Below are 24,440 nucleotides of genomic sequence, written 5' to 3'. Positions count from 1 at the left end.
ACCGGGCCGGTGCGCGAGCCCGTGCAGTTTTCACGCAGACTTCACACACAGCGCCGTGGTTTCACAGATCGACCAGAGACTGCCAGGCGCCAACAAAAACATCGGGGGAGCTTCCATGCTTCAAGTTGCTAATCGAAAACTCGCGTCGCTGAGCGACGTGCTCTTCACCGGCCTCAGCCGTGCGCTCGGTTTCCTGCGTCCGCTGGCACGCGGACTCATCGGTTCCTGGCGACCCCCGGGGTGGCTGCGCATCGTGGGCGCCTTTCTTCTTTTCGGGCTGCAGTGGTTGCAGCAACGGCTGGCCTGGGTGGTGGTGCTGGCGCTGCTGGTGCTCGCCGGCTGGTTCGCCAGCCCGCATGTGCTGAAGTGGTGGCACGGCCTCACGCCCGATCGCGTCGAGCCCATCGTTTCCGCCGCGCAGATCGTGCCGCCGCCACGCACGCAGATCGAAAACGACAAAGGGCCTAACCCGGTCGTCATCAATTTCTCCGCTTCAGTCGCGCCCATTGCGCGCATCGGCCAGGAGGCGACCGGCGTCACCATCGAGCCCGCCATTGCCGGGCGCTGGACGTGGAGCAGCCAGAAGAAGTTGGAGTTTCTTCCCGCGCAGGACTGGCCGGTCGGCCAGCCCTACAAGGTGCAGCTCTCGAAGGACGCGCTCGCGCCGCACATCGAGATCGAGCAGCGCAAGTACGAGTTCACCTCGCCCGAGTTCAACGCGCGCATCGCGGGCGCGGAGTTCTATCAAGACCCGGTGCAGGCCAACGTGCGGCGCGCGCTCTTCCAGGTGCGCTTCTCGCACCCTGTGAACACCGCCGAATTCGAAAAGCGTCTGGTGCTGACCTATGACCAGGCCTGCGGCACCTCGATCTTCAGCGTGGGCAAGTGCGCGAGCGAGAAGTTCACCGTCAGCTACGACAAGCTGCGCCTCACCGCCACGCTGCAGTCCGAGCCGCTGCCCATTCCCGAGAAGACCCGTCCTGTGGTGCTCAGCCTCACTTCCGGCGCGGTCGCACAGAAGGGCGGTCCCGGTCAGCGCAACGACATCTCGCGCGCGGTCGACATCCCCGGCCTCTTCAGCCTCGACATCTCGAGCATCGACCCGACCATCGTCACCGGTGAGAACGGCGAGCCCGAGCATGTGATGCACGTCACCGCCTCGATGCCGGTGCACGAGCGCGAAATGGCGCGCGTGGTACAGGCCTGGCTGCTGCCCGCCACCGAAGAAGCCAAGGGCGACCCGGAAGAGAAGTTCGACTGGTCCGCCGACCCCTCGAAGGTCACCGACGCCGTGCTGCGCCGCGCGAAGAAGATCACCCTGCAACCCATCGCCAGCGAGCGCGAAGTGACCGAGATGGTCAGCTTCCGCCTGCCGCAAGCCGAGGGCGGCCGCTACCTGCTGGTGCGCGTGGCCAAAGGCCTGAAGACGCCGGGCGGCTATCAGCTCGGCGCGGCGCGGCAGGACGTGCGCCTGCTCAAGACCTTCGCGCCCGAGCTCACCATCATGAGCCAGGGCTCGCTGCTCGCACTCTCGGGCGAGCGCAAGCTGCCGATCCTGGTGCGCGACCTGCCCGGCATCCGCCTCGAAATCGGCCGCCTGCTGCCGCAGCAACTGCAGCACCTGGTCACGCAGAGCAATGGAGACTTCGCGCATCCGCAGTTCAACGGCAGCCTGCAGTCGGACAACCTCGTCGACCGCTTCCAGAAGGAGATTCCGCTCAGCATCCCCGCCGGCAAGGCGCACTACGAGACCGTCGACTTCGCCGAGTACCTGCGCAGCGACGTGGCCGACCGCCGCGGCGTTTTCCTGCTCAAGGTGCAGGGCTTCGATCCCAAGGCCAAGAAGAAGCCGGAGGCGACCGAGGGTGAGGCTGCACAGGCGCAGCCCGAAGAAGAACAGCAGGAAGAGCAGCAGTCCGAGGGCGAAGGCGACCCCGAAAGCGGCAACCCCGAAGACCAGAAGGACCAGCGCCTGGTGCTCGTCACCGACCTGGGCATCGTCGCCAAGAAGTCGCTCGACGGCACGCGCGACGTGTTCGTGCAGAGCATCGCCAACGGCCAGCCGGTTGCCGGCGCATTGGTCGAGGTGTGGGGCCGCAACGGCATGATCGTCGCGTCGCAATCCACCGACACCACGGGCGCCGCCAAGCTGCCGAACCTCGCCGGCTACCAGCGCGAGAAGGCTCCCGTGGTGCTCGTCGTGCGCAAGGACGGCGACCTGAGCTTCCTGCCCTTCAACCGCACCGACCGCACGCTCGACATCTCGCGCTTCGACGTCGGTGGCCTGCGCGCGGCCGGCGTGCCGAACCAGATGACGGCGTATGTGTTCAGCGACCGCGGCATCTACCGCCCGGGCGACACCATGCACATCGCGATGATGGTGAAGGCCGGCAACTGGGCCACGTCGCTGCGCGACCTGCCGTTGGAAGCCGAGATCATCGATGCGCGCGGCCTCAGCGTGCGCCGCGAAAAGCTCAAGCTCGGTCCCGGCGGCGCGGCGGAAATCGCCCACACCACGCAGGACACCTCGCCCACCGGCAACTACACCGTCAACCTCTACCTGCCGCGCGAATCGTCGCCCGGCAACCCCGAGGTGGAGGGCCTCCTGATCGGCAGCACCACGGTGAAGGTGCAGGAGTTCCTGCCCGACCGCACCAAGGTCGTCGCCAAGCTCAGCAGCGAAGTGGCCGAGGGCTGGGTCAAACCCAAGGACCTGAAGGCGCTCATCGACGTGCAGAACCTCTTCGGCACGCCCGCGCCCGACCGCAAGGTCGAAGGCACGCTCACGCTGAGCCCGGCCTTCCCGGTGTTCCGCGCGTTCGCCGACTACGCCTTCTTCGATCCGCAGCGCGCCACCGAGAAGCAGGTCGACGACCTGGGCAGCGTGCAGACCAGCGCCGAGGGCAAGGCCGAGTTCGACCTGCGCCTCTCGCGCTTCGATGCGGCAACGTACCAGGTGCACGTGCTCGCCAAGGCCTTCGAGCCCGAAGGCGGGCGCAGCGTCTCGGCCGAGGCGCAGACGCTGGTGAGCGACATGCCCTACCTCGTGGGCGTGAAGGTAGATGGCGACACCAGCTACGTGAGCAAGGGCGCCGCGCGCAATGCCACCGTGATCGCGATCGACCCGCAGGCGAAGAAGACCGCCGTCGACGCCCTGAAGATCGAGCGCGTGGAGCGCAAGGTGCTGTCGGTGCTCGTGAAGCAGGACAACGGCCTCTACCGCTACGAGTCGCGCAAGAAGGAAATCGTGATCGACGAGAAGCCGCTGGCCATCGTCGCGGCCGGCAACACCATTGCGCTGAACACCTCCACGCCCGGCAATTTCGCCTACGTGGTGCGCAATGCCGGCGGGCTGGAGCTGAACCGCGTCGAGTACAGCGTGGCGGGCAACGCGAACGTCTCGCGCTCGCTGGACCGCAACGCCGAACTGCAGCTCACGCTCGACCGCAAGGACTACGAGCCGGGCCAGGAGATCGAGGTGAGTATCCGCGCGCCTTACGTGGGCGCGGGCCTCATCACCATCGAGCGCGACAAGGTCTACGCCCACGCGTGGTTCAAGACCGACAAGACCGCCTCGGTGCAGAAGATCACGCTGCCCAAGGACTTCGAGGGCACCGGCTACATCAACGTGCACTTCGTGCGCGACCCGGCCTCGGACGAGGTCTACATGAGCCCGCTGTCGTACGGCGTCATTCCCTTTGCCACCAGCCTGGCCAAGCGCACCGCGAACCTGCAGCTCACCAGCAGCGAACTCGTGAAGCCCGGCCAGACGGTGAAGATGAAGCTCACCAGCGACAAGCCCACGCGCGCTGTGCTGTTCGCGGTGGACGAAGGCATCCTGCAGGTGGCACGCTACAAGACGCCCGATCCGCTCAAGCACTTCTTCCAGAAGCGCGCGCTCGAAGTGGGCACCTTGCAGACGCTCGACCTGATCCTGCCGGAGTTCAAGAAGCTCATGCAGGGTGCCGCCCCCGGCGGTGACGGCGAAGGCGAACTGGGCAAGCACCTGAACCCGTTCAAGCGCAAGCGCGACAAGCCGGTGGCCTACTGGTCGGGGCTGGTCGATGTGAACGGCAGCCGCGAGTTCAGCTACACCGTGCCCGAGAGCTTCAACGGCAGCCTGCGCGTGATGGCCGTCGCGGTGAATGACGAGACCACCGCCGCCAAGAGCACCCGCACCGTGGTGCGCGGCGACATGGTGATCCTGCCGAACGCGCCGCTCGCCATGGCGCCCGGCGACACCGTCGAAGTGGGCGTGGGCCTCGCGAACAACATCGTGGGCTCGGGCAAGGACGTGCCCATTGCGCTCACGCTCACCGCCTCGGGCGGGCTCGAAGTGGTGGGCGATGCGACGCAGACGCTCAAGGTCAACGAGCGCGGCGAAGCGAGCACCAGGTTCAACGTGCGCGCCAAGCCGGGCGAGCAGGCGATGCTGGGTTCTTCCGCGCTGGTGTTCACCTCGACGCACAAGACCTTCAGCGCGCGCCTCTCGACCGAAGTGAGCGTGCGGCCTGCGTCGCCATTCGTCACGCTGGTGCAGGCGGGCAGCTTCCAGCGCGCGGGCGAGTTGAGCAGCAAGGCCGACCTGTATCCAAACTTCCGCAAGAGCGATGTGGCGATATCGGCTGCGCCGTGGGCCTTCGCAACCGGCCTCATGCAGTACCTGGAGGTCTATCCGCATGGCTGCACCGAGCAGATCACGAGCCAGACCTTCCCGGCCGTGCTGCTGTCGGGCCGCCCCGAGCTGGTGAAGGAAATGGCGCGCGGCCGTACCCCGGAACAGGGCCCGATGCCCGAGGCGCGCAAGACCTTCGAGCGCTACCTTGTGCAGCTGCGTGCGCGGCAGACGGCCGACGGCGGCTTCTCGCTGTGGCCGGGCGCCGGAACCGATCCGTTTGCCACGCTCTACGCGGTGCACCTGCTCATCGAAGCCAAGGACCACAAGCTGCCCGTGCCGCAGGACCTGCTGCAGAAGGCGAACACGTATCTGCAGGGCTGGCTCGGCAGCGGCGACAGCTCGCTGGACGGATGGCGCCAGCGCACGCAGGCGGCCTACCTGCTCACGCGCCAGGGCATCATCGCGCCGGCCGCTTTGGCCAACCTGCGCGAAGCGTGGCGCAACAAGCAGACGCAAGGCTGGAGCGACGACCTGGGCGCCGTGTACCTCGCCGCGAGCTACCAGCTTGTGAAGCAGGAGCAGGTGGCGAACGAGTTGCTCAACCCGGTGTGGTCCGACCTGCTCGCGCGCACCGAGAAGAAGCAGCGCCGCAACGTGTGGGGTGCCTATTACGACCCGCTGGTGCACGACAGCATGACGCTGCACCTGGTGGGCCGCCACTTCCCCTCGCGCCTGAAGACGCTGAAGCCCGAAGTGTGGGAAGGCATGGGCGCGATGGTGCGCGACGGCTGGTACAACAGCCTGTCGTCGGCCTCGATGCTGCTCGCGGTTGATGCGTACTTCGAAGCGGTGGCGCAGAACGCCGATGGCAAGCTGACGGCACAGACCGTCAATGCGCAAGGCCAGGCCGCGGCGCTTGCACTGGGCTCGGTGAACCCGATCACGCGTGCGGCGGTGCCGGCCGGCACGGCCAAGCTCAAGTTGTCGAACGACAGCGACTTCAACCTGTACTACAGCTGGGCTGAGCAGGGCTTCGAGCGCAACGTGGCCACGGCGCCGGTGAACCAGGGCCTGGAGATCTTCCATGAAGTGCTCGATGCCAAGGGCAACCCGATCACCAAGGCGAAGCTCGGCGAAGAGGTCACGGTGCGGGTGCGCGTGCGCAGCCTGGAGCGCGCGCAGCTCAACGACGTGGCGCTGGTCGACCTGCTGCCCGGTGGCCTGGAGCCGGTGCTGCAGGCCGTGGGCGACGACGAGGAGGCCAATGCCGATGCGCCGATCTGGAAGAAGCGCCTTGGCGGCGGCGGCTCGTGGAAGGTGCAGTACGCCGACATCCGCGAAGACCGCGTCGTGTTCTACGGTGCCGTCGACAAGAACCTGCTCGAAGTGACCTACAAGGCGCGCGCAACCAACGTCGGCGACTTCGTGGTGCCGGCCGCGTATGGCGAAGCGATGTACGACCGGCGCGTGTATTCGCGCTCGGCGGGTGCGCGCTTCCAGGTCATCGCGAACTGACGCAGGGCAGCGAGACAGTCATGCGCTTCAGTGTGAAGCTGGGAAGGAGCCGCAAGCCCGCGCTGTGGGCGCTGGGGGTTGCTTTCCTGCTTGCGCTGCTGCGTTTCTGGCCGCACGCGCCTTTGAGCGAAACTGTCGGCAGCTCGCGCGCCGTGTACGCGCAAGGCGGCGAGCTCTTGCGCCTCACGCTCGCGAGCGACGAGCAATACCGCCTCTGGGTCCCGCTCGACCGCATCTCTCCGACGCTGGTCGATGCCGTCCTGCTCTACGAAGACCGCCGCTTTTACGCGCATCCCGGCGTCAACCCCGCCGCGCTCGCGCGCAGTGCGTGGCGCATCGCGAGCGGCGAGCGCAGGCAGGGCGGCTCGACGCTCACGATGCAGCTTGCGCGGCGCGTCTACGGCATCGACAGCCGCACGGCCCTGGGCAAGATCGCGCAGATCGGCGCGGCGCTCTGGCTCGAAGCGCGCTTCGGCAAGCGCGAGATCCTCGAGGCCTACCTCAACACTGCGCCCTATGGCGGCAACATCGAAGGCGTGCAGGCCGCGAGCCTCATCTACTTTCGCAAGGACGCCGCCAAGCTCAGCCTGCCCGAGGCGCTGACGCTCGCGGTGATTCCGCAGAACCCGGTCAAGCGCATCGCCGAGCGCGGCCGCAATGCCGAGCTGCAATCGGCGCGCGAACGCCTGTGGGCGCTGTGGGCCGAGCGCGATCCCACCGCGAAGCAGCACGCGCCCGATGCGCAACTCGCGCTCTCGGCGCAGTCACGCGGCAGCCTGCCCTTTCTCGCACCGCACGCCACCGACATGCTGCTCGCGCAGGAGCGCGGTGTGCAGGAAGTGCGCACCACCATCGACCTGCGCATGCAGGCCACGCTCGAACGCGTGATGGGCCAGTACCTGCGCACGCACGCCGACGTGGGCATGACCAATGCGAGCGCGCTACTGCTCGATGCCTCGACCATGCAGGTGCGCGCGCTGATCGGCTCGGCCGACTGGCACAACGACGCGATCGCGGGGCAGGTCAACGGCACGCAGGCCAAGCGTTCGCCGGGGTCCACGCTCAAGCCCTTCATCTATGCGCTCGCGCTCGACCAGGGGTTGCTGCATCCGAAGACGATGCTGAAGGACGCCCCGACTTCCTTCGGCCCCTACACGCCAGAGAACTTCGATCACCGCTTCGCCGGCCCGCTGCCCGCGCAGGAGGCGCTGATCCGCAGCCGCAACATACCGGCGGTGTCCGTGGCCGCGAAGCTCTCCAAGCCCGGGCTCTACGACTTCATGCGGCTCGCTGGCGTGCAGAAGCTGCAGAGCGAATCGCACTACGGCCTCGCGCTGGTGCTGGGTGGCGGCGAGGTCACGCCCGAGGAGCTCGCGGGCCTCTACGCGACGCTGGCGAATGGCGGCATCTCGCAGCCGGTGCGCTACACGCAGCCCACGCCTGACGAGCGGCCGGCGCAGCCGCTGCGCCTATTGAGCGAAGAGGCATCGTTCATCACGCTGGACATGCTGCGCCACACGCCGCGCCCCGACACCACGCTGCCCGCGCGCCCCGCCATCGCATGGAAGACGGGCACGTCGTGGGGCTTTCGCGATGCGTGGACCGCGGGCGTGTTCGGTCGCCATGTGCTCGTGGTGTGGGTCGGTAACTTCGATGGCACGAGCAACCCCGCATTGGTGGGCGTCGATGCGGCCGCGCCGCTGTTCCTGCGCATGGTCGATGCGCTGCGTGCGGAGCGGCTCGATCCCGGCGAGATCGCGACGCGCCAGCCGCCTGACCTGCGCCAGGTCGAGGTGTGCACCGCGACGGGCGGGCTGCCCGATGCGCTGTGCCCGGTGCGCACCACCACGTGGTTCATCGCCGGCAAGTCGCCGATCCAGGTGAGCAACCTGCACCGCGCCGTGTGGGTCGACGAGACGACCGGCAAAGTGGTGTGCGGGCCGCAGCCCAATGCGCGCCAGCAGGTGGTCGAGCAGTGGGGCAGCGACATGCGGCGGCTGTTCCGCCAGGCGGGCCTGCCGCGCGCGAGCCTGCCGACCGATGGGTGCGAGAAGGGCGAGGCTTCGGAGACGGCGCCGCTCATCACCTCGCCCTTGCGCGGCGTGCGGCACACGCTGCGCGTGAAGAAGCCCGAGCCACTCGTGCTGCGCGCCGAAGCAGCGGCGGGCACGCAGACGATCTACTGGTTCGCCGATGACGCACTGGTCGGCAAGGCGGCGCCCGGCGAAGGCATCACGTGGATGCCCGACATGGCCGATTCAGGCCGGCGCTACGTGCTGCGTGCGGTCGATGACCAGGGCCGCGCCGAGTCGCGCGAAGTGACGGTGGACATCGCACCTTGAAGCCGGTGGATGTCACGGCGCCGTCACGCGCAATCGGCAAGGTCTCGCGTTTCGACTGAAACCTTTCTTCTGCCCATGACGCGTCTTGCTTCTCTCTCCTTCATCGCCCTTGCAGCCGCACTCGCCTGCGGTAGCGCAGCTGCACAGACCGCCTTCCCCGCCACGCTCTCCGGCCACGCCGTGCTGCCCGCGCAGAGCTTCGTCGCTGCGCCCAAGGATGCGCCGGCCGACCTGCAGGTGAGCGGCAAATTCACCTCGGGCAAGCGCGTCGAGGCGCTGGGCACGGTCGAAGGGCTCTCGGGCGGCCGCGGCACCGGCGTCTCGGTGCCGTTCAAGGGCCAGCCGCTGCAGGGCCACTCGGGCATCAAGAAGATGGACGACGGCTCGTTCTGGATCCTCACCGACAACGGCGCCGGCGCGAAGGCCAACTCGCCCGACTTCATGCTCTACCTGAACCACTACAAGGTGGACTTCAAGAGCGGCAAGTTCAACCGCCTGAACACGATCTTCCTGCACGACCCCGACAAGAAGGTGCCGTTCCGCATCGTTCATGAAGGCACCAAGCAGCGCTACCTGACGGGTTCGGACTTCGACCCCGAGAGCTTCCAGTTCGCCGGCGGCGCGTTGTGGATCGGCGAGGAGTTCGGCCCCTTCCTGATCAAGGCCGACCTCAAGGGCAAGGTGCTCGCTGTGTTCGACACGCAGGTCGACGGTAAGGCCGTGCGCTCACCCGACCATCCGGCGGTCACCACGCCGGGCGTGCCGGGCGGCGCGGTCGATTTCCAGATCAAGCGCTCCAAGGGCTTCGAAGGCATGGCGTCGTCGAAGGACGGCAGCAAGCTCTACGCGCTGCTCGAAGGCCCGGTGTGGAACGCCGAGGCCAAGGACTACGAGAAGGTCGACGGCAAGGAAGCGCTGCGCGTACTGGAGTTCGACGTGGCGTCTGAAAAATGGACGGGCCGCCACTGGAAGTACCCGCTCGAAGCCAACGGCAATGCCATCGGCGACTTCAACATGATCGACGGCACCACCGGTTTGATCATCGAGCGCGACAACGGCGAAGGCACCAGCGACAAAGCCTGCCCCGAAGGCCAGAAGCGCACCGACTGCTTCCACGACATCGCGAAGTTCAAGCGCGTCTACAAGGTCGAGCTGAGCGATGCGAACGCGGGCGGCGCGGTGCGCAAGATCGGCTACATCGACCTGCTGAACATTGCCGATCCGGACAAGCTCGCGCGCAAGCCGCTGAACGACGGCGTGCTCAAGTTCCCGTTCTTCACGATCGAGAACGTCGACGTGATCGATGCCACGCACATCGTGGTCGGCAACGACAACAACCTGCCGTTCTCCAGCAGCCGCGAGCCGAACAAGGCGGACGACAACGAACTGGTGCTGCTCGAAGCCGGCGCGTTGCTGCAGGCGAAGTAAAGCGCAGCAGGCCGAGCCGCGATATCCCCGGTTCATGGCCGGGCGTTGAGAGGGAAACCGGTCCAGATGAGTATGATTCTCATCTGGCTCCCGTTTCTTTCCCCCTCTTTCCATGAATTCCCGAACGACTTCGTACGCCGTCCGGCACGCGTTGTGAGCGCAAGCTTTCGCTATCGCCTCGGCGTGGCCTCGCGTGCGGTCGCCGCCATCGCTGGCGGCTACGGCGTTGCCGCGCTTTGTGCCGCCGCCCTGGCCCTGTGCCTGCCCGCCGCCTTCGGCATGGCCCGCAGCGAAGCTGTGATGACCGGCACGCTGGCGTCCTTCATCGTCTTCGCGCTCGCCGTGATGTGGGTCTTTGCCGCGCGCACCGCGTGGCGCGCATGGTCGGGCCTCGCCGTCGCGGCGGTGCCACCGGGCCTGCTGTTGCTGCTGCTCACCCGGTCGGGCGGAGGCGGCGCATGAAGGAGGGCTTTCGCCAGTCGATGGCCTGGCTGCACACCTGGTCGGGCCTGCTGGTCGGCTGGGTGCTCTTCATGGTGTTCGCCGCCGGCACCGCGTCGTACTTCAAGGACGAGATCACCTTCTGGATGAAGCCGGAGCTGCACGCCGTGACGCCCAACGCCGCGCCGCAGGCGAAGGCCACGGAAACGGCGGTCGCTTTCCTGCAGCAGCGCAGCCCCGACGCACCCCGCTGGTTCATCACGCTGCCGACCGAGCGTGAGCCGTCGACCAGCGTGCTGTATCTCAAGCCGCCCCCGCCGGCCGGCGCCGCGCCCGTCGAGCGGCGCCGCCGCTTCGACGTGGCACTGCTCGACCCCGCCACGGGCCAGGCGGTCACCGCACCGCGCGAGACGCGCGGCGGCGAGTTCTTCTACCGCCTGCATTTCGACCTGCACTACATGCCCGCGATCTGGGCCCGCTGGATCGTCGGCTTCTGCGCGATGTTCATGCTGGTCGCGATCTTCAGCGGCATCGTCACGCACCGGCGCATCTTCAAGGACTTCTTCACCTTCCGCCCGAAGAAGGGCCAGCGCTCGTGGCTCGATGCGCACAACGTGACCGCGGTGCTCGCGCTGCCCTATCACGCCATGATCACCTACACCGGGCTGGTCACGCTGATGTTCATGTACATGCCCTGGGCGCCGCAGGCCGCCTACAAGGACCACGGCGGCACCGAGGCCTTCTTCGCCGAGGCCTTCCCCGGCGGCGGCCGCACCCAGTTCAAGGCCTCCGGCACGAAGGCGCCGCTGGCGCCCATCGCACCGATGGTGGCAGCGGCGTCCTCCCACTGGAACGGCGCGCCCGTCGGCCGCATCACCGTGCACTTTCCCAACGATGCGAACGCGGTCGTGTCCATTGCCCGCGCCGGCACCCAGCGGCTTTCGTCCGATCAGCCCTCGATGCAGTTCAACGGCGTCACCGGCGCGCAGATCGGCACTTTCGGCGACGTGCCCAAGGCCGCGGCCGAGACGCGCGGCGTGCTCTACGGATTGCACATCGGCCGCTTCGCCGATCCGCTGTTGCGCGCCCTGTTCTTCCTCTCGGGACTTGCCGGTTGCCTGATGGTGGCCACCGGGCTCCTGCTCTGGGCCGTGAAGGAGCGCCAGAAGTTCGCCAAGACACTCAAGCAGGGCGGCCGCATCGGCTTCGGCCTGCGCCTGGTCGACGGCCTGAACCTCGGTGCGATCGCCGGCCTGCCGATGGCGATGGCGGCCTTCTTCTGGGCCAACCGGTTGCTGCCGCTCGATGTGGCCGACCGTGGTGAGGCGGAGATCCGCTGGTTCTTCATCGTCTGGGGCGCTGGTGCCGTGCTGGGCCTGCTGCGGCCGACGCTGCGCATGTGGCAGGCGCAGCTCGCGCTCGGCGCGCTGCTGTTCGTGCTGCTGCCGGTGTTGAACGCGTTCACCGGTCCCGCGCCGTTGACGGTGAGCCTGCGCGCAGGCCCGAGCGCGGTGGCGGGCTTCGATCTGGTCGTCATCGCGTTGGGGCTGGGGCTCGCCGGCGCGGCCTGGCTCGTGGAGTGCAAGCGCCGCAAGGCGGTTGCCAAGCAAGTGGCCGGCACGCCGCCGGGGCTCGCCGCGTCGGGCCAGGGCTCCTGATGGGCGCGCTGCTTCTCGCCGTGGTGTTCGCGGCCTCGCTCGCCGGCTTCTGCGCGCTGAGCCTCGCGATGGACCGCCACAGCGAAGACGTCTTCGGCCGCGGCAGCACGCCGGGCCCTTGGCGCCGCTGGCTGCAACTGGGCGGCACCGCGCTGCTGTGCGTGTCGCTCGGCGCGAGCCTGCAGGCGGCGGGCAGCGCGATCGGCTGGGTGCTCTGGCTGGGCGCGCTCACCACGGCGGCGCTGGCGACCGTGGGATTGCTGGGATACGCGCCGCGGCGCTTTCACTGGATCGCGTCCGCGGTTGCAGCGGTTGCGCTGTTCGGGCTGCTGGCCTGTCTGCTGCTTGCGGCGTCAGGAACTTAGCAAGCAGCTCGGTGCGTGATCAGCCGCGCATCAACGCCTCGATCTCGTCCGCCTTCACCGGCACGCCGCGCGAAATGAGCTCGCAGCCGGTGGCCGTGACGATCGCATCGTCCTCGATGCGGATGCCGATGTTGTGGAACTGCTCAGGCACGCCGTCGGCGGGCCGCACGTAGATGCCGGGTTCCAGCGTCAGCACCATGCCGGGCTGCAGGATGCGACTCGGGCGGTTCTTGATGACTTCGTTCGACAGCGGATCCTTGCGCTCGCTCACTTCGTCCACCTGCGTGGGCTCCACGTAGCTGCCGCAGTCGTGCACGTCCATGCCCAGCCAGTGGCCGGTGCGGTGCATGTAGAACTGGAAGTAGGCGCGCGAGTCGATCACGTCCTCCACGCTGCCGACCTTGTTGGCGTCGAGCAGGCCGAAGTCGAGCATGCCCTGCGCCAGCACCCGCACCGCGGCGTCGTGCGAGTCGGTGAAGCGGTTGCCGGCCTTGGTGGCCGCCGCCGATGCGTCCTGGCTCGCGAGCACGAGGTCGTACAGCGCGCGCTGCGGGCCGGTGAACTTGCCGTCGGCCGGGAAGGTGCGGGTGATGTCGCTCGCGTAGCCGTCGAGCTCGCAGCCCGCGTCGATCAGCACCAGCTCGCCTTTGCGCAGCGGCGCGGCGTCGGCGCGGTAGTGCAGCACGCAGGCGTTGGCGCCGGCCGCGACGATGGAGTAGTACGCCGGGTACTGCGAGCCGCCGAAGCGGAACTCGTGCAGCAGCTCGGCATCCAGGTGGTACTCGCGCACGTCCTTGCCCTCGCGCAGCATGCGGGACGACAGCTGCATCGCGCGCACGTGGGCGCGGGCGCTGATCTGCGCGGCGCGCCGCATGATGTCCTGCTCGTGCGCGTCCTTCACCAGGCGCATCTCGTCGAGCGGGCCGCACAGGTCGCGCTGCTCCTCGGGGCACAGCGCGCCATAGCGCACGCGGGCGCGCACCGACTGCAGCCAGCCGTCGATGCGGGTTTCCAGGCCCTTGTGGATCGCGAATGGAAACCACACGGTCGAGCGGTTTTCCAGCAGCTTGGGCAACTTCGCGTCGAGGTCGGCGGCCGAGAAGGCCTCGTCGACGCCGAGCGCCGCGGGCGCCGCCTCGGGGCCGAGGCGGTAGCCGTCCCAGATCTCGCGCTCCAGGTCTTTCGGCGCGCAGAACAGCGTAGCGCGGCCGTCGCCGGCCAGCACCAGCCAGGCGTTCGGCTCGGTGAAGCCGGTCAGGTAATAGAAGTAGCTGTCGTGCCGGTACAGGAAGTCGGTGTCGCGGTTGCGCGGGCGCTCAGGCGCGGTCGGGATGATGGCGATGCCGTCCTTGCCCAGTTGCGAGGCGAGGCGCGCGCGGCGCTCGGCGTAGATCTTGGTGTAGTTCGCGGTATCAGTGGGCATGGGTTTTCACTTTCGAAACGGTGCCAGTCCGGGGTCCGCGGGGACCAGGTGGCGCCATGGGAACACATCCTGCGCGAAGTGGCTGACGTAGCCGCCGATCGTTGACTGGATGACCATGAATTGGAGCCCGCTGCGCAGGGCCTGCAGGTGCTGCAGCTGCGCCAGGTCCAGGCAGGTGTTGCGCAAGATCAGCACGCGCAACTGCGCGCCCAGGGGACTCTGGAGCAGGGCCTCATAGTCTTCGAAGGCGGTGATGCCGCCCGGCTGGCGCTCTGCCGGCCACGTCATCTGCTGCTCCATCGACTCCGAGAAGTCCAGCAGCGTCAGGTGCGGCAGATTCGCCGATGCGGCAAGGTTGCGGATGAACGCCTGCGTGTCGAACTGCGCACCGATGCTCAGGCTGCTCAACTGCGGCAGCGGCACGGCGAAAAAATCTGCGTTCGGCGCGTTGGGTACCGTGAGCTCGCTCAGGTGCGGCGTCTTGCGAACCCAGCGTGCGATGTCACCGCCTTCCTCGAGGATGGCGTCGCGCGTGCACACGAGGGACTGGTTGTGGTCCTCGGGCTGGGTCGGCTTGATGAACAGCGAGCGCAGGCGAGGAAAGGTCACCGGGCTGTCGAGCAGCGGCGTGAAAGTCCATTCGCGCGTGCCGTTCGCGCCGCTGTCGATGCCGCTGAACGACAGCGACGTGATGCAGTCGGCCACCTCCTGCCGGCAGAGGCAGGCGAGGGTCTCGTCGAAAGCCTCGTCCCAGGTCTCGCCGAAGTACTCGACATGCCAGCCCTGGCGCATGGGCGCGAGGCTCACGCGCGTGAAGTCGCTCTGGTAGAGCGGCACGGTCAGCGGGTCTTCGGGTGCACCGTCGTTGCGTTCGGCGGCCGTTTCCAGGGCCAGGTCGTGAACGCGCTGCGGCAGCGCACGCAATGCGTCGGGGAGCGAGGCGAGTGTCATGCGGGCGGTGCCGGCGGGACGCCGACATTGAGTTGCTGCAGGCGTTCTGGCGTGCCCACGTCGGTCCATGGGCCCATGTAGAGCTCGGCGCTCACGAGTTCATTGCCCATCGCGGCCCGCAGGATCGGCGCCAGCGGCGCCTTGACGCCGCCCGGGTTGCCGGACGGGACGTTGCAGTACGGCGGGGCGAAGAGCGCAGCGCGGTACAGGCCGATGGTCGAGAAGGTGTGTTTCTCTGCTGCCTGATTCAGCGCGAGTCCCTCGGTGGAGAGGCCGAAATCGCCTTTGAGGTTGTGCGCCGGGTTCGGCACCAGCCACAGGTGCGCCAGCTTGCCGCTGGCCAGGAGGCGGTCGACCGCAGCCTGCGTGAAGCGGAAGCCGGGCGCGAAGACGTCGCCGGCAGCGACCCAGAACACCTCGCCAAGCAGCGGCAGTGCGCGGACGATGCCACCGGCCGTCTCCAGCGCGCCGCCGAAGTCGTGGCCCTCGTCGGAGTATGAAATCGATAGCGCGCTGCGACCGTCCAGCAAGGGGTTCGCGCCGAACCGCGAGGAAATCTGCGCGCCCAGCCAATCCGTGTTGACCACCAGTTCGGTGAACCCGCCGTCGGCCAATGCTTCCATCGGCCACTGCATCAGCGGCTTGCCGCGCACTTCGAGCAGGGGCTTGGGCGTGGCGTCGGTCAGCGGGCGCATGCGCTCGCCGCGGCCGGCGGCAAGGATCATCGCCCGCACGGGGGAAATCGCCGTGCTCACGCTGCGACGCGGCCGCGCTGCAGCTCGTTGCGTTCGCTGTGCGTGGGCTGGAACAGCGACACCAGGCACTCCATCAGCGCATGCGCCTTGGCCGAATGGTCGCCGCCGAAATTGCAGACGTACACGTCGAGCGTCACGCCGCGCTGCTCGGGCCAGGTGTGGATGCACAGGTGCGATTCGGCCAGCAGCACCGTGGCCGTCACCCCGCCCGGCCCCTCTGGCGTAGCGGGAAAGGAATGGACGATCTTGCCCACCGCCTGCAGCCCCGCGGCCGTCACCGCCTTGATGCAGACCGCCCCTAGCGCAGGGCCGTCGGTGAGCCATTGGAGACCGCATTGGCAGTCGTGGAGATCGGCGGTGAGGTGCAGCCCTTGCATGGGTGGCAACTCTAGCAGCCGACCCGGTGCACAAGAGAACATCGGAAGGGTGTTCGGGGCGTATCGAGGCCGGCCGGGGCTCGCCCGGTAAAATCGCGGGTTCTCCCGACCCCAAACCTCCCTTTTCCCTCCGAAAGTCCACCGCACATGGCAAACCACGCCCTGATGGCCAACGCAATCCGCGCTCTGGCTATGGATGCCGTCCAACAAGCAAATTCCGGCCATCCCGGTGCACCGATGGGCATGGCCGACATGGCCGTCGCACTCTGGGGCGATCACCTGCGCTACAACCCGGCCAACCCGCACTGGTTCGACCGCGACCGCTTCGTGCTTTCCAACGGCCACGCCTCGATGCTGCTGTACTCGGTGCTGCACCTCACGGGCTACGACCTCCCGATCGGCGAACTGAAGAACTTCCGCCAGCTGCACAGCAAGACCGCGGGCCACCCCGAGATCGACGTGACCCCCGGCGTGGAAACCACCACCGGCCCGCTGGGCCAGGGCATCACCAATGCCGTGGGCTTCGCGCTGGCTGAAAAGCTGCTCGCCGCCGAGTTCAACCGCAAGAGCCACGACATCGTCGACCACCACACCTACGCCTTCCTCGGCGACGGTTGCATGATGGAAGGCATCAGCCACGAAGCCTGCGCCCTTGCCGGCGCCTGGCACCTGAACAAGCTGATCGCGCTGTACGACGACAACGGCATCAGCATCGACGGGCAGGTCAAGCCATGGTTCATCGACAACACCGAAGAACGCTTCAAGGCTTACGGCTGGAACGTGATCGGCCCGATCGACGGCAACGACGCCAAGGACGTGTCCAAGGCCATCGCCAAGGCCAAGAAGGAAGAGTCGAAGCCCACGCTGATCATCTGCAAGACGACCATCGGCAAGGGCAGCCCGAACCGCGCAGGCACCGCCAAGGCACACGGCGAAGCCCTCGGCGCCGAGGAAATCAAGCTCACCCGCGACGCGATCGACTGGCACTACGCGCCCTTCGAAATCCCGGCCGAGGTGTACGCCGACTGGGACCACAAGGACGCTGGCGCCAAGACCGAAGCCGCCTGGAACGAGAAGTTCGCCGCCTACGCAGCCGCCTTCCCCGAGCTGGCCGCCGAGTTCACCCGCCGCATGAAGGGCGAGCTGCCCAAGAACTTCCACCAGGTCGCCTTCGACACCGTGGTCGCCGCCCACACCAAGGGCGAGACCGTCGCCAGCCGCAAGGCCAGCCAGCTCGCGCTGGAAGCCTTCACGGCCGCACTGCCCGAAATGCTCGGCGGCAGCGCCGACCTGACCGGCTCGAACCTCACCAACACCAAGAGCACTGCTGCGCTGCGCTTCGATGCGAAGACCGGCGCCGTGGTCATGAACGTGCCGGCCGTCGAAGCCAAGCAAGGCGCCGAAGACGAAGCCAAGCCCGAAGCCCCGGTCGAAGTGCCGCACGGCACCATCGGCCGCCACATCAACTACGGTGTGCGCGAGTTCGGCATGGCGGCCATCATGAACGGCGTGGCGCTGCATGGCGGCTACATCCCCTACGGCGGCACCTTCCTCACCTTCAGCGACTACAGCCGCAACGCCATCCGCATGGCCGCGCTGATGAAGCGCCGCGTGATCCATGTGTTCACGCACGACTCCATCGGCCTCGGCGAAGACGGCCCGACGCACCAGTCGATCGAGCACGCCGCATCGCTGCGCCTGATTCCGAACCTGGACGTCTGGCGTCCGGGCGACACGGCCGAAACCGCCGTGGCCTGGGCCGTGGCGCTGCAGAACCAGTCGCGCCCGACCGCGCTGCTGCTGAGCCGCCAGAACATCGCCTACGCGCCGAAGAGCGAACTCGGCGACATCAGCCGCGGTGCCTACATACTCTCGGAGCCCGAGACCGTGGGCCTCAAGAGCAAGAAGACCGCGGCGGTCATCATCGCCACCGGTTCCGAAGTGCCGCTCGCGCTGGCTGCCCAGAAGCTGCTGGCCGAGAAGAAGATCGCCGTGCGCGTGGTGTCGATGCCCTCGACCACCACCTTCGACCGCCAGGACGTGGCCTACAAGAAGGCTGTGCTGCCGAAGAAGATTCCGCGCATCGCCGTCGAAATGGGCTGCACCGGCGGCTGGTGGAAGTACGGCTGCGCGGCCGTCGTCGGCATCGACACGTACGGCGAATCGGCACCGGCGCCGGAGCTGTTCAAGCATTTCGGGTTCACGGCGGAAAACGTTGCCGCCACCGTGGAAGCGGCGCTGCGGGACTGATCGTCCCTCGGTATTTCTTCCCGTCCGATCACAAGTTTTTCAACCTTAGGAGCAAGTCAGATGGCTATCAAACTCGGTATCAACGGCTTCGGCCGCATCGGTCGCAACGTGCTGCGCGCAGCGGTGCAGAACTTCAAGAACGACATCGAGATCGTTGCCATCAACGACTTGCTCGAGCCCGACTACCTCGCCTACATGCTCCAGTACGACTCGGTGCATGGCCGCTTCAAGGGTGAAGTCACGGTCGAAGGCAACACGCTGATCGTCAACGGCAAGAAGATCCGCCTCACGCAAGAGCGCGACCCGTCGCAGCTCAAGTGGAACGAAGTCGGTGCCGACATCGTGCTCGAATCGACCGGCCTCTTCCTCACGAAGGAAACGGCACAGAAGCACATCGACGCGGGCGCCAAGAAGGTGATCCTGTCGGCACCGTCGAAGGACGACACCCCCATGTTCGTCTACGGCGTGAACGACAAGAAGTACGCCGGCGAAGCCATCATCAGCAACGCCAGCTGCACCACCAACTGCCTGGCGCCGCTCGCCAAGGTGCTGCACGACAAGTGGGGCATCAAGCGCGGCCTGATGACGACCGTGCACGCCGCCACCGCCACGCAGAAGACCGTGGACGGCCCGAGCAACAAGGACTGGCGCGGCGGTCGCGGCATCCTGGAAAACATCATTCCCTCGAGCACCGGCGCAGCCAAGGCCGTGGGCGTGGTGATCCCCGAGCTCAACAAGAAGCTCACGGGCATGAGCTTCCGTGTGCCGACCTCCGACGTGTCGGTGGTCGACCTCGTGGTCGAGCTGGAGAAGGAAGCCACGTACAAGGAAATCTGCGCCGAAATGAAGGCACAGAGCGAAGGCGCGCTCAAGGGCGTGCTGGGCTACACCGAAGACAAGGTCGTGGCCACCGACTTCCGCGGCGACCCGCGCACCTCGATCTTCGACGCCGAAGCCGGCATCGCCCTGGACAGCACCTTCGTGAAGCTCGTGAGCTGGTACGACAACGAATGGGGCTACTCGAACAAGTGCCTCGAGATGGTGAAGGTCGTGTCGAAGTAAGGTTTCGCGGCTTCAATGAAAAACGCGCCCGAGGGCGCGTTTTTTTCATGCCCCGGCGGGTGTCCGAACCCCTCCTAGAATCGAATAACAATTCATTACGAGGAGAAGCGTGTGATCGGAAGACTGATTGGCATGGGTGCGTGCGCCCTTTTGATGGCGGGCTGCGCGCACAGAGCAGAAGTCGGGAGTACATCCGCGGCCTACGAAGTCCGCCGCGATCGGGTCCAGTCGAGCAAGGCGTACGTTGCCGTGTCGAGCGATTTGGCGACGCTCGAGAAAGTCGTCAAGCCGGGCCACATCTGCGGCGCACACAGCTTTCCGGTGGCAGTGGGCACGGCCGTCAAGACGTCCATCGTGCGCACCGTCTCGGCGGCGCACTCGTCGGTGGTGCCGATTTCGACGGCCTCGGAAGCGGGCAACGATGGGGTGCTCTACACCTTTGCCCTCGATGACTTCAACCCGCGCTTGCGGTTCCAGCCAGGCTTCTTCGTGCCCACCGCGGATGCGAGTGTCGAAATATCCATCAAGACCACTGCGGTCTCCGCCGAAGGCCGGGAACTCGCAACGACCACGGTGCGCGGTTTTGGTCAAGAGTCGGTCGACGGCCAATGCCCCGTGGGTGCTGAAGCCCTTGGGAAAGCCACTGAAAAGGCGATCCGGGTCTCGCTGGAAAACTTCGTGGCGCGCGTGGTCAACCAACGTCTGGACTGAAGCGCATGTGCGAGGTGCTCACTGCAGCTTCTCGTTCCTACGGATCTCGCTGCTGAGCTGCGAGGTCATCTGCCTGGCCGCGCGCCGCGCGGCCAAGCCGTAGTCGCCATTGAACTCCCCGAACTCCGCCGTGCCGTTGCCGACCGCACGCACGCGCGTGACTTCGGCGCCTGCCGTGTCCGTCACCACGCACGACACCTCGGCCGTGAACGCGGTGGGCGGCCAGGTGATCCACGAGGACGAGCTCGAATCGGTCTTGATCTGCGGCGTGAACACCAGCGACACGCCCGCCGCCTCGTTGGCCTTTGCGTCGTTGGCGGTGCGCACGACGATCACGTTGCGGTAGACCCCGCGCAGTGCATCGCGAATGGACTTCTCCAGGTCGCGGTACGGGTAATAGCTCACCCGGTCGCCGCTGCCGCCGGCGGTCGTGACCTGCAGGTCGCGCTGCGCGTCGGTCATCACATAGGCGACCTTCTTCGGGATGAGATGGGCGATGGACCGCGGCGGCGCGGTCTCCGTGATCATCGTGATCGGATGGGAGCAGCCGGCCAGCAGGGCGGCGGTTGCCAGCGCGGCAGCGAGCCGGTGCATCGGAGAAGAAAGCAGAAACGTCATGGGGCTTCTCCGGTCCTATGGTGCAGACGATGCAATGGCCGCAACGAATTGGGGATCGGCATACACCTGCCGCAGCAGCGCGCGCACCAGCCTCGGGTAGGCGGCCTGCCCTGCAGGCACCGCCACGATGTTCGCGTAGCTCGAGTCGAAGGCGATCTCGCCGCGGTAGGTCTTCTTCAGCTTCTGCGCCGCATCGCGCGTGACGGTGACCTCCACGTCCATGCGGCCGGTGCCGTTGATCACGCCGAGGTCGAGTTCGTTGACGACGATGCGCGCCGCGATGCGGGTCGGCGCCTTCGGGTCGTAGACCGCGATCTCGCTCAGGTCGCGCATCAGCGCGTCTTCGAGGTACTGCGCGAAGGTGCCGCTGGGCGACACCAGCCTGGCGCGGCGCAGGCTCAGCGTGTTGATCTTGTCGTTCGGGTCGGTGGGCTGCACCTTGGCGACCGCCACCTTGCCGGGGTTGTTCGCCTCGAGGCGGTCGAGCGCCTCGTAGTCGGCGGCGTAGGGCGGTGCGCCCAGTTGTGCGCAACCGGTGGCGAGCAGCAGTGCGGTCAGTGCGCCGAGCCTGGCTGCGAAAGCGTGCAGGCGCAAACCATGCGGTCTGAAAACGATCGCCATGTCTCGAGTCCCCTCGTCCGAGATGTCTGCTCCCCGGCGCGAAGGTAGCACGCCTCGCGCCGCGCGCGAAGGTCCTTAAGGGAAGAACCTCAGACGGGTTCGAGCACGTGAATGAGCTTGCTCTCGACCAGCTCCTTGGTCTTCTCGCCGTGGGCTTTCATGTGCGGCGCAACGGCATGCGCCTGCAGGTGAGCGAGCGTTTCCCACTTCTCGATCACCACGAAAGTGTCAGGGCCGAAGCTCGCCTTCGAGGTGGGAATGCCTTGCGCATCGATCGTCGCGCCGTACTCGATGCAGCCCTCTTCGGCCAGCACGGCCGCGCGGTTGGCGGCAAAGGCTTCGAGCAGCTTGGCGCGTTGGCCGGGCTTGGCGGTGAGGACAGCAACTACGTGAATCATTGGAATGAACTCCGGGGTGGTGTGAAGGTGATGGGATGGCAAACGTCGAATCTAAAAGATCCGGCGCCGCGGCGCAGGTCCCGCACGAGACCCGGTGCCCCACCCTATCATCGCCCGCATGTTCTTTCCGCTCCCCCGCACGGCCACTGCGCCCTTCTGTCCCTCCGAAGTCAAGGGCAGCGTGGCGGTCCCGCAGGACCTGCCCTTCGGCAAAAAATTGCTGCGCTACGCGGGCCCGGGCCTCCTGGTTTCTGTGGGCTACATGGACCCTGGCAATTGGGCGACAGACATCGAGGCGGGCTCGCGCTTCGGCTACGGCCTGCTCTTCGTGGTGCTGCTCGCGAGCCTTGCGGCGATGCTGCTGCAGACGCTGTGCGTGCGGCTCGGGCTGGTGGCGCAGAAGGACCTGGCGCGCGCCTGCCGTGAACACTATTCGCCGCGCGTGAACCGCTTCCTCTGGCTCGGCGCCGAGTTGGCCATCGTGGCCTGCGACCTCGCCGAGGTGCTGGGCAGCGCGCTTGCACTGCATCTGCTGTTCGGCGTCTCGATCCCCGTCGGCATCGCCATCACGGCCTTCGACACGCTGCTCGTGCTGGGCCTGCAGGGCGCCGGCTTCCGGCGCGTGGAGGCCATCGTGCTCGGATTGGTCGGCACCATCGCGGGCTGCTTCGTGGTCGAGCTCGCCATGTCGCAGCCCAACTGGTTCGGCGTGGCGATGGGCTTTGCGCCGAGCTTCGAGCGGCTGCAGCAGCCGGGCGCACTGTACCTCGCCATCGGCGTGGTCGGTGCGACGGTGATGCCGCACAACCTGTACCTGCATTCGTCCATCGTGCAGACGCGGCTCATCGCCGACACCGATGCGGCGCGCCGCGAGGCGGTGCGTTTCTGCACGCTCGATGCGGTGGTGTCGCTGTCGCTCGCGCTGCTGGTCAACGCGGCCATCATGGTGCTCGCGGCCAGCGCTTTCCACGCCACCGGCCACCAGGACGTGACCGAGATCGACGACGCCTACCGGCTCATCGAGCCCATCGTCGGCAGCGCGTTCGCGGCCACGCTGTTCGGCATTGCGCTGCTGGCCTCGGGGCAGAGCTCGACCTTCACCGGCACCATCGCGGGCCAGATCATCATGGAAGGTTTTCTCGACCTGAAGATCCCCTGCTGGCAGCGGCGCCTCCTCACGCGCGCGCTCGCGCTGGGGCCGGCGTTCCTCGGCGTCTGGTGGTTCGGCGATGGCGGCGTGGGCAAGATGCTGGTGCTGAGCCAGGTGGTGCTGAGCTTCCAGCTGCCGTTTGCGATGTGGCCGTTGATCCGCTTCACGAGCAGCCGCGAGATGATGGGCGGCTTTGCCAACGGCGCCGTGGTGAAGCTGCTGGCCTGGGGCTTGTTCGGCGTGATCAGCGCTGCGAACGTGTGGCTGATCGGCTCGGTGGTCCTCGGCAAAGGCTGAAGCTCAGCGGCGCTTGCCCGCATCCTTCCAGAGATGCACCAGCGCCGCGGGCGCCTCGGTCTCGGGCACGTCGAAGCTGACCGAGCTCGCGGTGGCCGTGTTCTCCATCACCACCTCCACGCGGTAGACGCGCTGGTCGCCGCCCGGCGATGCCGCGCTGCTTTCCTCGGCGTGCGGTGCGGCGCTCTGCAGCGCGTCGTCGATCTGCTGGCGCAGTTCCTCGGTGCAGTCGCCCAGCTGGAAGCTGCGCGGCCGTGCGAGGCCCGGCAAGTAGGCGATGCCGCCTTCGCGCGTCACGCGCACGATGGTGGCGTCGTTCAGGGGCGGCAGGTGGATCATGATGCGGTGACTCCCACGGTGTTCCATGCGGCAATGACCGCCTTGTGCGCCGCGCTGCCGGGGCTGAAGCGCCTGGCGGCGGCGCTCACGGTCAGTTCGGCAAAGGCGGCGAAATCCGCATCCTGCTTCAACCGGCGGTCGCACACGGTGTCGTACCAGATGCGGCCGGCCGTCTCCCACGCGGGGCCGTCGATGGCGGTCGCGGCCAGGTAGAAGGCGCGGTTGGGAATGCCGGAATTGATGTGCACGCCGCCATTGTCCTGCCGCGTGACGACGATGTCTTTCATGTGCGCCGGCTGCGGGTCCTTGCCGAGCACCGGGTCGTCGTAGGCGGTGCCGGGCTCGGCCATCGAGCGCAGGGCGCGCGCTTTCACTGTTTCCATGAAGAGGCCGGCGCCCACCAGCCAGTCGGCCTGCTGCGCGGTCTGCTTGAGCACATGTTGTTTGACGAGCGCGCCGAACACATCGCAGATCGATTCGTTGAGCGCGCCTGACTGGCCCTGGTAGACCAATCCCGACTCGTGATCGATCACGCCGTGCGTGAGTTCGTGGCCGATGATGTCCACGGCGATGGTGAAGCGGTTGAAGACTTCGCCGTCGCCATCGCCGAACACCATCTGCGTGCCGTTCCAGAAAGCGTTGTCGTAGTCGTTGCCGTAGTGCACGCTGCCTGTGAGCGGCATGCCCGCGCCGTCGATGGAGTTGCGTTCGTAGATGTCGTGGTACAGGCGCCAGGTGGCGCCGAGGGCGTCGTACGCCTCGTCGACCGCGAGGTCCTTGCTTGCGGCCTGGCCTTCGGAGCGAATCAGCTTGCCGGGCAGTTGCGTGGCGTTGCCCGCGTCATGGATCTTGCGCTCGGGCGAGCTTCGTTTCGTGTACTGCGGCGCGGGGCTCGACGACACCTTGGGCGCGAGAAATTCGCGCAGCCCGCGGTTTTCGCGATCGATCATCAGCGTGTTGGCCGCGCGCGCACTGACGGGCGCATCGGCGTGCGCCGCGAGCCGGTCCAGCAGGTACGGCGGTACGAAGCTGGGCGGCAGGATCGGTGGCGGGCGAAGCGGCATGGGCGGTTCTCCGGTGAGCAATCAGCGATGAAAAATACGGTAGCAGAAAGCCGCTGA

19 protein-coding genes are annotated in these 24,440 nt (G+C 67.2%); 10 read left to right on the top strand and 9 right to left on the bottom strand.

Going from position 1 to position 24,440, the window contains the following annotated elements; genetic code table 11:
- Positions 1–115 precede the first annotated feature (115 nt).
- The 6 genes from ACSFA7_RS10835 (at position 116) to ACSFA7_RS10810 (ending at position 12,367) form a co-directional block, all read left to right on the top strand.
- Positions 116–6,133 carry an alpha-2-macroglobulin gene (locus ACSFA7_RS10835; protein ID WP_435499354.1) on the top strand — a complete coding sequence of 2,006 codons (6,018 nt, stop codon included), beginning with the start codon at positions 116–118 and terminating at the stop codon, positions 6,131–6,133.
- Between the two features lie 20 nt (positions 6,134–6,153).
- Positions 6,154–8,475: a penicillin-binding protein 1C gene (pbpC, locus tag ACSFA7_RS10830; protein ID WP_435499353.1), complete on the top strand. Its 2,322-nt coding sequence runs from the start codon at positions 6,154–6,156 to the stop codon at positions 8,473–8,475.
- A 75-nt stretch (positions 8,476–8,550) separates the two neighbouring features.
- Entirely contained in the window at positions 8,551–9,903 is a 1,353-nt protein-coding gene (locus ACSFA7_RS10825) for an esterase-like activity of phytase family protein (RefSeq protein ID WP_435499352.1), read from the top strand.
- A gap of 153 nt (positions 9,904–10,056) precedes the next feature.
- The gene (locus ACSFA7_RS10820) at positions 10,057–10,365 is read left to right on the top strand and encodes a DUF3649 domain-containing protein (protein WP_435499351.1); all 309 of its coding nucleotides are present in this window, start codon (positions 10,057–10,059) and stop codon (positions 10,363–10,365) included.
- On the top strand, positions 10,362–12,002 hold the full coding sequence (locus tag ACSFA7_RS10815; protein ID WP_435499350.1) for a PepSY-associated TM helix domain-containing protein: 1,641 nt from the start codon (positions 10,362–10,364) through the stop codon (positions 12,000–12,002). Before ACSFA7_RS10820 ends, ACSFA7_RS10815 begins: the two co-directional genes overlap by 4 nt.
- Positions 12,002–12,367, top strand: a complete 366-nt coding sequence (locus ACSFA7_RS10810) for a DUF3325 domain-containing protein (protein WP_435499349.1) — start codon at positions 12,002–12,004, stop codon at positions 12,365–12,367. Before ACSFA7_RS10815 ends, ACSFA7_RS10810 begins: the two co-directional genes overlap by 1 nt.
- A 19-nt stretch (positions 12,368–12,386) precedes the next feature.
- Here ACSFA7_RS10810 and ACSFA7_RS10805 read toward each other — a convergent pair whose 3' ends face one another.
- Genes ACSFA7_RS10805 through speD form a run of 4 tightly spaced genes read right to left on the bottom strand, consistent with a single transcriptional unit; the run spans position 12,387 to position 15,873 of the window.
- Positions 12,387–13,790, bottom strand: coding sequence for an aminopeptidase P N-terminal domain-containing protein (locus ACSFA7_RS10805; RefSeq protein WP_435499348.1), 1,404 nt, complete (start codon positions 13,788–13,790; stop codon positions 12,387–12,389).
- A 6-nt stretch (positions 13,791–13,796) separates the two neighbouring features.
- On the bottom strand, positions 13,797–14,741 hold the full coding sequence (locus ACSFA7_RS10800) for a hypothetical protein (protein ID WP_435499347.1): 945 nt from the start codon (positions 14,739–14,741) through the stop codon (positions 13,797–13,799).
- Positions 14,738–15,466: a nucleotidyltransferase family protein gene (locus tag ACSFA7_RS10795; RefSeq protein ID WP_435499346.1), complete on the bottom strand. Its 729-nt coding sequence runs from the start codon at positions 15,464–15,466 to the stop codon at positions 14,738–14,740. Before ACSFA7_RS10795 ends, ACSFA7_RS10800 begins: the two co-directional genes overlap by 4 nt.
- 26 nt (positions 15,467–15,492) lie before the next feature.
- On the bottom strand, positions 15,493–15,873 hold the full coding sequence (gene speD / locus ACSFA7_RS10790) for an adenosylmethionine decarboxylase (protein ID WP_435499345.1): 381 nt from the start codon (positions 15,871–15,873) through the stop codon (positions 15,493–15,495).
- Between the two features lie 147 nt (positions 15,874–16,020).
- On the opposite strand from speD, the gene ACSFA7_RS10785 reads away from it, so the two are divergent.
- The 3 genes from ACSFA7_RS10785 (at position 16,021) to ACSFA7_RS10775 (ending at position 19,896) form a co-directional block, all read left to right on the top strand.
- Positions 16,021–18,123, top strand: coding sequence for a transketolase family protein (locus ACSFA7_RS10785; protein WP_435499344.1), 2,103 nt, complete (start codon positions 16,021–16,023; stop codon positions 18,121–18,123).
- Between the two features lie 60 nt (positions 18,124–18,183).
- Positions 18,184–19,185: a type I glyceraldehyde-3-phosphate dehydrogenase gene (gene gap, locus ACSFA7_RS10780; protein ID WP_257863071.1), complete on the top strand. Its 1,002-nt coding sequence runs from the start codon at positions 18,184–18,186 to the stop codon at positions 19,183–19,185.
- Positions 19,186–19,296: 111 nt separating this feature from the next.
- On the top strand, positions 19,297–19,896 hold the full coding sequence (locus ACSFA7_RS10775) for a hypothetical protein (protein WP_435499343.1): 600 nt from the start codon (positions 19,297–19,299) through the stop codon (positions 19,894–19,896).
- Positions 19,897–19,914: 18 nt separating this feature from the next.
- Here the strand turns inward: ACSFA7_RS10775 and ACSFA7_RS10770 are convergent, their stop codons facing one another.
- The 3 genes from ACSFA7_RS10770 to ACSFA7_RS10760 form a co-directional block, all read right to left on the bottom strand.
- Complete coding sequence (locus tag ACSFA7_RS10770) at positions 19,915–20,514, bottom strand: hypothetical protein (RefSeq protein ID WP_435499342.1); 600 nt, start codon at positions 20,512–20,514, stop codon at positions 19,915–19,917.
- A 15-nt stretch (positions 20,515–20,529) separates the two neighbouring features.
- Positions 20,530–21,135, bottom strand: a complete 606-nt coding sequence (locus ACSFA7_RS10765) for a YajG family lipoprotein (RefSeq protein ID WP_435499341.1) — start codon at positions 21,133–21,135, stop codon at positions 20,530–20,532.
- Between the two features lie 89 nt (positions 21,136–21,224).
- On the bottom strand, positions 21,225–21,533 hold the full coding sequence (locus tag ACSFA7_RS10760) for a putative quinol monooxygenase (protein WP_435499340.1): 309 nt from the start codon (positions 21,531–21,533) through the stop codon (positions 21,225–21,227).
- Between the two features lie 118 nt (positions 21,534–21,651).
- Here ACSFA7_RS10760 and ACSFA7_RS10755 point away from each other — a divergent pair, with 118 nt between their 5' ends.
- Positions 21,652–22,980: an Nramp family divalent metal transporter gene (locus tag ACSFA7_RS10755; RefSeq protein ID WP_435499339.1), complete on the top strand. Its 1,329-nt coding sequence runs from the start codon at positions 21,652–21,654 to the stop codon at positions 22,978–22,980.
- A gap of 3 nt (positions 22,981–22,983) precedes the next feature.
- Here ACSFA7_RS10755 and ACSFA7_RS10750 read toward each other — a convergent pair whose 3' ends face one another.
- Positions 22,984–23,319, bottom strand: coding sequence for a protealysin inhibitor emfourin (locus ACSFA7_RS10750; RefSeq protein ID WP_435499338.1), 336 nt, complete (start codon positions 23,317–23,319; stop codon positions 22,984–22,986).
- Positions 23,316–24,383, bottom strand: coding sequence for a M4 family metallopeptidase (locus ACSFA7_RS10745; RefSeq protein ID WP_435499337.1), 1,068 nt, complete (start codon positions 24,381–24,383; stop codon positions 23,316–23,318). Before ACSFA7_RS10745 ends, ACSFA7_RS10750 begins: the two co-directional genes overlap by 4 nt.
- Positions 24,384–24,440 lie beyond the last annotated feature (57 nt).

The organism is Variovorax trehalosi, assembly GCF_051216415.1.
Taxonomy (GTDB): domain Bacteria; phylum Pseudomonadota; class Gammaproteobacteria; order Burkholderiales; family Burkholderiaceae_C; genus Variovorax.
The sequence above is the reverse complement of the archived record's forward strand: the minus strand, read 5'-3'. Positions and strand labels throughout refer to the sequence as shown.